This window comes from Candidatus Alistipes pullistercoris (assembly GCF_027665465.1).
Lineage (GTDB): Bacteria > Bacteroidota > Bacteroidia > Bacteroidales > Rikenellaceae > Alistipes_A > Alistipes_A hominis.
In genome coordinates, this window is record NZ_JAQDED010000002.1 from 47,327 (window position 1) to 58,750 (window position 11,424).

General features: G+C 57.3%; 9 protein-coding genes. 7 read left to right on the forward strand and 2 right to left on the reverse strand.

Translation table 11 applies throughout. The features are described 5' to 3' along the window. The first annotated feature begins 244 nt into the window (after positions 1 to 244). The 7 genes from mazG to PGR91_RS03625 all read left to right on the forward strand — a co-directional run bounded on the left by mazG (position 245) and on the right by PGR91_RS03625 (position 9,795). On the forward strand, positions 245 to 1,033 hold the full coding sequence (gene mazG / locus PGR91_RS03595) for a nucleoside triphosphate pyrophosphohydrolase (protein WP_101570859.1): 789 nt from the start codon (positions 245 to 247) through the stop codon (positions 1,031 to 1,033). Between the two features lie 32 nt (positions 1,034 to 1,065). Next, complete coding sequence (locus tag PGR91_RS03600) at positions 1,066 to 1,578, forward strand: gamma carbonic anhydrase family protein (RefSeq protein ID WP_101570861.1); 513 nt, start codon at positions 1,066 to 1,068, stop codon at positions 1,576 to 1,578. A gap of 10 nt (positions 1,579 to 1,588) precedes the next feature. After that, positions 1,589 to 2,638: a sensor histidine kinase gene (locus tag PGR91_RS03605; protein WP_101570863.1), complete on the forward strand. Its 1,050-nt coding sequence runs from the start codon at positions 1,589 to 1,591 to the stop codon at positions 2,636 to 2,638. Beyond that, positions 2,635 to 4,980 carry a hypothetical protein gene (locus PGR91_RS03610; RefSeq protein WP_118656488.1) on the forward strand — a complete coding sequence of 782 codons (2,346 nt, stop codon included), beginning with the start codon at positions 2,635 to 2,637 and terminating at the stop codon, positions 4,978 to 4,980. Before PGR91_RS03605 ends, PGR91_RS03610 begins: the two co-directional genes overlap by 4 nt. Further along, positions 4,977 to 5,723: a LytR/AlgR family response regulator transcription factor gene (locus PGR91_RS03615; protein ID WP_118458348.1), complete on the forward strand. Its 747-nt coding sequence runs from the start codon at positions 4,977 to 4,979 to the stop codon at positions 5,721 to 5,723. The genes PGR91_RS03610 and PGR91_RS03615 overlap by 4 nt, the downstream gene beginning before the upstream one ends. A gap of 104 nt (positions 5,724 to 5,827) precedes the next feature. Beyond that, entirely contained in the window at positions 5,828 to 6,736 is a 909-nt protein-coding gene (locus tag PGR91_RS03620; RefSeq protein WP_101570868.1) for an alkaline phosphatase, read from the forward strand. Positions 6,737 to 6,906: 170 nt separating this feature from the next. Continuing rightward, positions 6,907 to 9,795, forward strand: coding sequence for a TonB-dependent receptor (locus PGR91_RS03625; protein ID WP_118656486.1), 2,889 nt, complete (start codon positions 6,907 to 6,909; stop codon positions 9,793 to 9,795). Positions 9,796 to 9,900: 105 nt separating this feature from the next. Here PGR91_RS03625 and mscL read toward each other — a convergent pair whose 3' ends face one another. Then, complete coding sequence (gene mscL / locus PGR91_RS03630) at positions 9,901 to 10,326, reverse strand: large-conductance mechanosensitive channel protein MscL (RefSeq protein WP_055203836.1); 426 nt, start codon at positions 10,324 to 10,326, stop codon at positions 9,901 to 9,903. 64 nt (positions 10,327 to 10,390) lie between these two features. Continuing rightward, positions 10,391 to 11,422 (reverse strand): Gfo/Idh/MocA family oxidoreductase, encoded by a 1,032-nt coding sequence (locus PGR91_RS03635; RefSeq protein ID WP_118458344.1) that lies wholly within the window; start codon positions 11,420 to 11,422, stop codon positions 10,391 to 10,393. Between the last annotated feature and the right edge of the window lie 2 nt (positions 11,423 to 11,424).

Genomic DNA, 11,424 nt, shown 5'->3' on the forward strand with positions numbered 1-11,424 from the left:
AGTTATGGATAACTCACTATTCCTTAGAGCCTTGTTTCGCTATTCGTACCCGTTTGTCGCATTTTCGGGCATGGTTACGAACAAGTAACGTAGCGGCGTCAGGATTTGGCTTCGGCAGGGATTGTAATGGCTTCACGGATTATCGCCACTTCAACCAAAACCCTTGTAACTCAATTCTATCACTATATCTTTCCGCATTTCACTTTTTTGTAGTAACTTTGCTCTATCAAACACCGAAAAGACTATGGATAAAAGACTCGAAGCGGTCGGCCGCCTGCTCGACATCATGGACGAATTGCGGGAAAAATGCCCGTGGGACCGGAAGCAGACGTTCGATTCGTTGCGGATGAACACGATCGAAGAGACCTACGAACTGGCTGACGCGATCCTCGACCACGACCTGAACGAAATCCGCAAAGAGCTGGGCGATCTGCTGCTGCACGTGGTATTCTACTCGAAGATGGGCTCCGAGCAGCAAGCGTTCGACCTGGGCGACGTGGCGAACGGCATTTGCGACAAGTTGGTATTCCGGCATCCGCACGTGTTCGGCGACACGCAAGCCGACAATGCCGAACAAGTAAAACAAAACTGGGAGGACATCAAACTGAAAGAAAAAGCGCAGGCGCACGAGAAAAAGCGCGTGCTTTCGGGCGTGCCGCGTTCGCTGCCGGCGATGGTCAAAGCCTACCGGATCGGCGAAAAGGCAGCTTCGGCCGGATTCGACTGGGAAAAGCGCGAAGACGTCTGGGCGAAAGTCCGCGAAGAGATCGGCGAAGTACAGCACGAGATCGACGCCCGCGACCGGCGGCGCACCGAAGCCGAATTCGGCGACCTGTTCTTCGCGCTGATCAATGCGGCGCGGCTCTACGGCGTCGATCCGGAAGCGGCGCTCGAACAGAGCAACCGCAAATTCATCGAACGGTTCGCCCACATCGAAGACCGCGCCGAACAACAAGGGCTGACCCTGCGCGAAATGACGCTCGAACAGATGGACGCCCTGTGGGACGAAGCGAAAATCCGGGAAAATCGTTAACTTTATCGGCGAATAACTTAAAAAACGGAATTATGGCACTTATCAAACCGCTGCGGGGCTTTACGCCCGTAATCGGAGAAAATACGTTTCTGGCGGAAAACGCCACGATCATCGGCGACGTCACGATCGGCCGGGACTGTAGCATCTGGTTCAGCACCGTGCTGCGCGGCGACGTCAATAAAATCACGATCGGCGACCGGGTCAACATCCAGGACGGAGTAGTCGTCCACACGTTGTACCAGCGTTCGGTGACGGTCATCGGCAACGACATCTCGATCGGCCACAACGCCAACATTCACGGCGCCAGGATCGAGGACAAATGCCTGATCGGCATGGGAGCGACCGTGCTCGATCATGCCGTCGTAGGCACGGGATCGATCGTCGCGGCCAATTCGCTGGTACTGTCGAAAACCGTTATCGAACCGGGCAGCGTCTACGCCGGCGTACCGGCGCGGCGCGTGAAGGACGTGACGCCGGAACAGGTGCGCGACATCATCGAACGCACGGCCCGCGACTACATGATGTACGCTTCGTGGTACAAATAGCCGGAAAGCCATGAAACAGACCGGAAAGCATCGAGTAATCGTCATCAACCTGCTGGTAGCGCTGGCGCTGACGCTGATCGTCAATTTTTCGTTCCTGCTGAACGGAAACGACGTGCGCGGTCACCGTCCGCCTCCGATGATGACGATGGCTCCCGGATTCATCGCTTTCCAGTTGTTCTACTTCTATGCCATGGCGATCGCGATCGTCATGTTGAACACCGTACGCAGCCTGTCGCTGACGCGCAAAATCCTGTTAACCATTGCGATCACGGTGCTTTTCTACCTGTTCATCCCGACGCTGAGCCGCGGCGGCAATTGGAACATCCCGCTGATGACCGGCCGGCTGTATAATCCGCTGCACATCATGAAATGCTCGTTCGTGCTGATCGTTTCGGTGCTGTACGGACTGATATTCGAACTGATTTACCAGAAACAGCACATCACGATCGAAAACGAGCAGCTCAAAAACGAAAACCTGCAAACGCGCTACAACATGCTGGCCAACCAGATCAGCCCGCACTTCCTGTTCAACTCGCTGAACTCGCTGTCGATGCTGGTGCGTGAAAAAAGCAACGACAAAGCGCTGCTGTACATCGACCGGCTGGCCGACACGTTCCGCTACATGCTGCAATCGGGCCAGGGAGAACTGACCACGCTGTCCGAAGAGCTGCGCTTCACCGAAGCCTACCTCTACCTGCTGACGATCCGCTACGAAAACAAACTGTTCTGCGACATCCGGATCGAAGACCGTTACCGGGATTGGAAACTGCCGGTACTGTCGCTACAGCCGCTGATCGAAAACGCCGTCAAGCATAACAGCATCTCGCGGACGAAACCGCTGCGGATCGCCATCCGCACGGACGACGGCACGCTCGTAGTGTCGAACCCGTTGATCCCTAAAATCGACGAAACGACCGGAACAGGGATCGGACTTAAAAACCTGTCGTCCCGCTACCTGCTGCTCACGTCGCAACAGGTGCGTATCATCCGTACCGACGACGCGTTCGAAGTGATCCTTCCGCTCATCGAATCCCCGAACCCAATCAAATCCCTGTCATGACCCGTAAACTGATCGTATCCCTGCTTCTGCTGTTCGGCTCTGCCGCAGCCGCACTACCCGCATCGACGGCCGCACCGCTGCCCGATGAAAACGGAACGGCGCCCGCCGTCGAATCGCCCTGGTTCCCGGGACGCCAATACGCGTTCGTATGGCGCAACTGGACGCTCGTCCCGGCCCGGAAACTGGCCGAAGTGCTCGAAACCCCGGTCGAAAATGTCCGTGCGCTGGCCGAATCGATGGGCCTTCCTCCGCAACGGGCGATCGAACCCGAATGGAACTCCCCGCAGGGATATATCACCGTATTACGGCGGAACTGGCACCTGCTGCCATACGACCAACTGCTCACGCTGCTCGGCATCACGCGCGAGGAACTGGCATGGCGGCTGATCGAAGACGACTACCTGTTCGTAAAACTGGGTTACAGGAAACCCTATTGCCCGCCGCTGCATTACGAAAAGCCTTCCGAACAGGCCGAACGACAAGCCGCCCGGATCGCCGCGCAAGTCCGGGATATCCGGCCGGCAACCGCCGTTGCCGAGACGCCCCGGTTCGCATTCATCGACGAATTTTCCCGAAGTCATAAACCCGCCCGCAAACGACAGGAACCGGCAACGGCCGATACCGGCGGACAGGGTTTCGCGCTGCGGATCATCTACCCTTACTGCGCGACGTTCGGCGATCCGCTGACCGATCCCGAACTGTCGTCCTATCCGGAAGGACTGTTGCAGCGGCTCTCCGAGGCCGGCGTGAACGGAATCTGGATGCACTCCGTACTGCGGACGCTGGTTCCGCCGGACGGCATTTTCCCGGGGGCGGACGATGCCGGACTGCGCATCGAAGGGCTGAAACGGCTGGTCGAACGCGCCGCCAAATACGGGATCGGCATCTACCTGTATGTGAACGAACCCCGTGCGATGAACCTCTCGTTTTTCGAATCCGATCCCCAGAGGAAAGCGTTGATGGGATCGGCCGAAGGAGACCAGCGCGCCCTATGCACGTCGGTGCCCGAAGTGCTCGACTGGACGAGCCGGTCGCTGGAATCGGTATTCCGGCAGGTTCCGGGACTCTCCGGCGTATTTACGATCACCGCATCGGAAAACCTGACCAACTGTGCGTCGCGCGGCGGACAGGGCCAATGCGAACGCTGCCGGAACCGCTCGTACGCCGACCTGATCGTAGAGGTCAACACGGCGATCGAGAAAGGCGTAAGGAGCGGCAGTCCCGACGCCAAAGTGCTGGTATGGGACTGGGGATGGAACGATTCTTACGCCGAAGAGATCATCGGCCGTTTGCCCAAAAGCTGCTGGCTGATGTCGGTCAGCGAATGGGCGCTGCCGATCGAACGCGGAGGTATCCGGTCGGCCGTGGGCGAATACGCGCTGTCAGCCGTAGGCCCGGGACCGCGGGCGCTCGCACACTGGCGATACGCCAAGCAGGCAGGTCTGAAAACCGTCGCCAAAATACAGGTGAACGCCTCGTGGGAAATGGCCGTCGTACCGGCTGTTCCCGTATTGGAACTCGTGGCGCAGCACGCCGAGAACCTGACGTCGGAGGCTACGGACGGCGTGATGCTGAGCTGGAGTCTGGGCGGTTATCCGTCGACCAACCTGGAACTGTTCCAGTCCTTCCGTCCGGGACAGCAGCAGGAAACCTGCTTGCGTCAACTGGCCGAAAAACATTACGGCAAACAGGCCGCACCGCTGGTATGCCGGGCATGGCACCTCTTTTCCGAAGCGTTCAAGGAATTTCCCTATAACGGGGGAACGCTTTATAGCGGGCCGCAGCACATGGGCCCCGCCAATCCGCTGTATACGGAACCGACCGGCTGGCCGGCCAGCATGGTAGGTATCCCCTACGACGCGCTGGACAACTGGCGGTCGGTCTACCCGACCGAAACGTTCGTCGCCCAGATGCAAAAAGTGGCGGACGGGTTCGCGGCAGGCTGCGAACTGCTGCAAAAAGCCGTAGCGGTTTCGAAAGGAAAATACCGCAAGCAACTGACCGACGACCTGGGACGCGCCCGTACCGTCGGCATCCACTGCGCTTCTTCGGCGAACCAAGCCCGGTTCACCGAAGCCCGCAACCGCCTGCTGACATCGACCGACCGCGACGAACGGCGCCGGTACATCGACACGATGCGCCGGGCGGCGGAAGCCGAAGCCGAACTGACCGCCGATCTGCTGCCGATCGTCCGGAACGACCCTACGATCGGCTACGAATCGTCGAACCACTATTTTTACGTCCCGCAAGACCTGCTCGAAAAGCAACTGAACATCCGTTACGTCCTGGATTGGCTCGACCGTCAGGCGGAACCCCGGAATTCTGAAACCTTCCAACAATGAAAGCGTTAATCATCGAAGACGAAACGGCGGCGGCAACCAACCTGAAAAGCTTGCTGCGGGAAATCGACCCGTCGGTCGAGATCGTCGACGTGATCGACACGGTCGTTGACTCGATCGGCTGGATACGCGCCAACCCGCTGCCGGACATCGTCTTCATGGATATCCACCTGGCCGACGGACAGGCTTTCAAGATTTTCGAACAAGTCGATATCCCCTGCCCGATCGTCTTTACGACGGCTTACGACCGTTACGCGCTCGACGCATTCAAGGTCAACAGCATCGACTATATCCTCAAGCCGATCAAAAAACAGGAACTCGAACGGGCTTTCGAAAAATTCAAACGGCTGTCGGGCCGCGAAAAAGCCGAATACGTCGAACAGACCCAGCGTTATCTCTCGGCGCGGGCGCAGAGTTTTCTGATTCCGTTTCGCGACAAACTGGTTCCGCTGACCCCGGACGAGATCGCCTATTGCTACACCGCCGACGAGAAGGTCTCGGTCGTCACGTTCGACGGCCGGAGCCTGCCGATGGACAAACCGCTGGACACGCTGATCGCCTTGCTGCCGGAACGCGACTTTTACCGGGCGAACCGGCAATTCATCGTCTCGCGCCGCGCCGTCCGCGACCTGTCGGTATGGTTCGGCAGCCGGCTGTCGGTCAACCTGACCGTCAAAACCCCGGAACGCATCGTCGTCAGCAAGGCGCGGGTTCCGGATTTCAAAAAATGGTTTACCGGTAACTGACGGCGCGCTAAACCGAAAATACTGCCTGCCGGTTTTTTGTCGCTGTTTTAAAACAAAAAACCTACTTTTATAATACCTAAGTTGTATAACTAATCCTACAAACTATGAGAAAAATTACGCTTTTACTGTTGGTTATCGCAACCGCTTCGCTGACCGGAGCCGTCGCGAAAGGGAAAAAATGCGAAGCGCAAAAGGCCAAATACGTCGTGCTGATCGGCAGCGACGGATTCAGTTCGGACGTCGTGCGCGCGCATCCCGGAGCATTCCCGAACATCGAAGCCCTGATGAAAAACGGCAGCTATACGCTCGAACGGCGCAGCGTGCTTCCGTCGTCGAGCGCCGTCAACTGGGCCTCGATGCTGATGGGAGCCGGGCCGGAACTGCACGGCTATACGACATGGGGCAGTCAGGTTCCCGACCTGCCGTCGCGCGTGATCGGTAAATACGGACTCTTCCCCGGTATCTGCGGAGCGATCCGCGACGCGCGGCCCGACGCCGTGATGGCGTGCGGTTACAACTGGCCGACCATCGGCTGCCTGTATGAACAAAAAGCCGTGAACATCAACAGCAACGTACCGAGCGATCCGGCGCTGGCCGACAGTATGTGCCTCTATATCGGACGCGAGAAACCGCTCTTTACGTTCATCGCCTTCGGAGAACCGGATGAAACCGGACACCGGTGCGGCTGGGAGAGCGACGAGTATTTCGAAATGTGCAAACAGATCGACGGCTATGTCGGCAAGATTATGGAAACCCTCGAAAAAAACGATATGAAGGACGATGCGATCGTATTCTTCACGGCCGATCACGGCGGTACCGGCAAAGGACACGGCGGCATCTCGATGAAAGAGATGGAAACCCCGTTCGTCGTTTGCGGCAAGGGGATCAAACAGGGGCACGAAATCCCGGAAAGCGTCATGGTGTTCGACTGCGCCCCGACGATCGGCCATATCTTTTCGATCGACCAGCCGCAGGTGTGGATCGGGCGACCGGTCATGTCGGTATTCGAATAACGGAAAACACAGGAAACGTCCCGGTTCGTAAAAGCGGAGAGCAAATCGCTCCCGCTTTTCGATTGGGATGCGATGCGGGCGTTTCACCCTCTATATTTTCCGTTTTACCGGACAGAAGCATGTTTTCTATGGTGAAACGCTTTTCTTTGCAACCGGAAATGACACGAACTATGAAACATACGACGCTGCTACTCCTACTGCTGTTCGCACTGCCGTTCCTTCCGGAGCCGGTTTCGGCGGCAACGCCCAAATCAGGCAGCATAACCGGAAAAATCATCGACCAGACGGCGCAGGAGCCGGTCATCGGAGCCGTCATCGAATGCAGTCCGGCCGACAGCACGAAAAAACTCTATACCACGTCGGACAAGGACGGCGCTTTCACTTTCCCGAAACTCGCCTACGGCTCTTACGACGTTACGATCACCTACCTGGGACTTACGTCCCACACTTCGCAGGTCGAGGTCGCAAAACCGAAGACCGACCTCGGCACGATTACGATGACGCCCGACATTCAACAAATGGACGAAATCGTCGTCAAAGGACTGACCATGCGCACGACGCAAAAAGGAGACACGCTGGTGTACAATGCGGGAGCTTTCAAAGTGACTCCGGACGCGTCGACCGAAAAACTGCTGGAAAAAATGCCGGGCATCAAAGTGGAAGGCGGCAGCGTCGAAGCGCAGGGCGAACAGGTTAAAAAGGTGCTGGTCGACGGTAAGGAATTTTTCGGGGAGGACGTTACGACGGCCATCAAAAACCTGCCGGCCGAAGTGATCGACCGGGTCGAAGTGTTCGACAAACTGAGCGACCAGGCCGCATTCAGCGGCGTTGACGACGGCCAGGGATACAAAGCGATCAATATCGTCACGCAACGCGGGCTCAACCAGGCCAAATTCGGTCGTTTTTACGGAAGTTACGGATTCGACGAACTGTATAACGTCAGCGCGAGTATCAACCTGCTCAAGGACAACCGGAGGCTCACGCTGCTCGGCATGGCCAACAACGTCAATCAGCAGAACTTCGCTACCGACGACCTGCTGGGTGTGCTCAGTTCCGGCGGCGGACGTGGCGGACGCGGCGGACGCGGCGGGAATGCCTTTATGATCGGCAATCAGAGCGGCGTTTCGACCGTCAAAATGTTCGGCGTCGACTATGCGAACCAGTGGTGGGACAAGCTGAAAGTCCAGGGCAGCTATTCGTTCAACACGACTAAGAACACCACCGAAGCGCTGACGCAAAGGGAGTACTTTTCAGCCCAACTATACGACGAGACCGGCCGGGACAACTCCCGCAACTTCAACCACCGGATCAACGGACTGGTCGAATACAAAATCAACGACAACAACCAGTTGATGTTCCGTCCGTCGCTCAGTTTCCAGACCAACGACACGTACAGCGCCGACACGTCGGCGACCGCCGCCACCGACGGCGACGCGGGCAATACGTTGCTGAACTTTTTCAAAAGCAACAGCGCGGCCAATTCGGCGGGGTACAACATTTCGGGCGACCTGAATTTCATGCACAAATTCGGCGGCAGGGACGGCCGGGTGCTGACGGTTTCGATCAACGGAGGAGCCTCGAAAAACGACCGGGACAACACCAAGTATTCGCTGACGCGCTACCTGAATCCGGACTCGACTTCGCAGTTGAACCAGTTGATTCTGAACCACTCGAAAGGCTATCGGGTCGGCGGCCGCGTCTCGTATTCCGAACCGGTTTCCGAACGGGTTCAACTGCTCGCCAATTACGACATCTCGTACAACTATTCCGACCGCGACAAACGTTCGTACGAACTGCCCGGCGACCTGTTCCTGGACAGCCTGTCGAACACGTACAACAGCGGCTACCTGACCCACCGCGTCGGTCCCGGCTTCCGCCTGCACAGCGATAAGACGATGCTGGTCGTCAACCTGAACTACCAGTACGCCACGCTCACCGGGGATCAGCAGTTCCCGACCGTATCCCGTTCGAAAATGGCGGCCAATTTCGACAACATCGTCTACAGGGCCATGCTGCATCTCAAATTCAACCGCAGCAATTCGATGCGCGTCAGGCTGTTCTCCGGGACGGACAACCCGTCGGTCACCCAACTTCAAAACGTGTTGGACGTATCGAACCCGCTGTTCATATCGCAGGGCAATCCGAACCTGAAACCGGTATACGCGCAACGTATGAATATCCGCTACACGCGGGTCAACGTCGGGAAAGGCACCACCCTCGGAGCGCAAATGACGGCAGGGATACAGAACAATTCGATCACCAATTCGGTGGAACGCGCCGATCGGAACGGCTACGAAGTCAAGGACGAAACGGGCAATACGGTCGTCGTACTCGACCGCGGAGCGCAGTACTCCCGGCCGGTCAACCTGAACGGTTACTGGACGATCGACGGCGGCGCCTACTACGGATTTCCGGTCGGTTGGCTCGGCAGCAACCTGAATCTGGATCTAAGGGCTTCGTACACCGCGATGCCGACCATCTACAACCTGGTGCGGAGCACGACTACCACAGCCTCCTACACCGGCGGTATCACGTTGGGCAGCAATTTCAGCGACCAACTCGACTTTACGTTTACCTACCGGGCCGGGTACAACATCGCCCACTCGACCAATAACAACGAGTATTTCAACGGCGTGGGAACCGGACGGATCAAATGGATCACGTGGAAAGGGATCACGCTCGAAGCGAACGGCAGCTACTCCAAATACCGGGGCGTTACCGATAAGTTCACCGAGGAGTTCTTCCTACTGAACGCCGGTATCGGCAAAAAACTGTTCAAAAACCAGCGCGGGGAGATCAGCGTACAGGTTTACGATATTCTGAACCAAAACAAAAGCTTCGTCCGCAACGTCAGCGAAAACTATATCCAGAATGTCACTACCAACGTACTGGGACGCTACGTGAGCATCAGCCTGGTCTACAACCTGCGGACGCTCACCGGCAAAGACGGCAAAGCGTACAGCCGACCCGAAGGCCGCGACGATTTCCGCCGGGACGGTCCTCCTCCGGGCGATCATCCGACGGGCCCGCCGCGCGGCGGAGGAATGCCCCCCTTCTAACCGTTTCGACACCACATTTTTTCATAATGCAGTTTTAGCAGTCAAATAGGAAAAGCGCCCGCCGGTTTCCCGGCGGGCGCTCTGTTTCCGGAAAAGAAGACCGGACTACGATTTATTTTTCAACAGATCCCGTATTTCGGTAAGCAATTGAATGTCGGCGGGAGGGGCCGCAGGAGCCGCCTCTTCCTTCTTTTGCGTATGGAAGCGGTTAAGCAATTTGACCATCAGGAAAATAGAGAACGCGATGATGATAAAATCGAGCGTCGTCTGTAAAAAAGTGCCGTAATTGATCGCTACGGCGGGAGTCACCTCCTTGCCGGCCTCGGAAAAGACGGCCGCTTTCAGCGGAATTTTCAATTCGGTAAAGTTTACCCCGCCGATCAACAGCCCGATCGGCGGCATGATGATGTCCGCCACCAACGACGACACGATCTTGCCGAATGCGCCGCCGATAATGATACCGACCGCCATATCGACTACGTTGCCGCGCATGGCAAACTGTTTGAACTCTTCTAAGATCTTAATTTTCATAATCGTTCTTTATATTAAGTTATACAACGGTATCCATACGAAGGTCTGCCGCCTCCGGAAAGCCCTACAGCGAAACGGCGTTCCCCGTCCGGTCGCTTTCGAAAACAGCATCCAGGATCTTCATGTCGGTCAGCATTTCCGCATGCGTGACGGCCGGTTCGTCCCCTTCGCGCAGGACGCGGTAGACATTGTCGTAGAACCGCATGTAATTCCCCGGAACGGTCGGATACCTGCAACGTCCGCTGTCGTTATGCAGAACGCCCCACTGCCGTTCGTCCTCGACGATCCAGACTCCGTCGTCCGGCGTCGCATTTTCGTATCGAAGCGCATTCTCTTGCGGGTCGGTTCCGTATTTTACATACGATCCCGCCGTACCGTGCACGGCGAACCGCGGAGCCTCTTCACGCACCAGCATACTCGCGCGCAACGAAACTTTCAACTCCGGATAAAGCAATTCGACGAAACTGTAATCGTCGATCCGGCTGCCGTCGCGCAGCCTGCCCAACGTAGCCCATACGCCGCGCGGTTTGCCGAACAGGGCCACCGCCTGATCGCAGAGGTGCGAACCGAGATTGTAGGTGATCCCTACCCTTGTCTCGCCCGGATCCTCTTTCCAAACCGACTCGGCCAGAAACGGCCGGTAACGCTGGAAAGACGACTGTAGTTCGACGACACGCCCCAGCGCTCCGGTTTCGAGCACCTGCCGTACCGTCAGAAAGTCGTTGTCCCAGCGGCGATTCTGGTACACCGTCAGCATAAGTCCCTTCCGTTCGGCCAGTTCGACCAGGGATTCGGCTTCGGCACAGGTCGTCACGAACGGTTTTTCGACCACGACGTGTTTACCTGCCTCGAGGGCGCGGCGACAAAAATCGAAGTGGGTGGCGTCCGGCGTATTGACGACGACCAGTTCGACGTCCTGTTCCAACAGTTCCCCGAACGAGGCGACCGAGCGGACGTCCGGATAACTTGCGAACGCCTTTTTCGTCCGGCGTTCGACGACGGCCGTCAGTTCGAAACCGGGATTGGCGTGGATGAACGGGGCGTGGAACACCTGCCCCGAAAGGCCGAAACCTGCAATACCTGTTTTGATTCGCATTC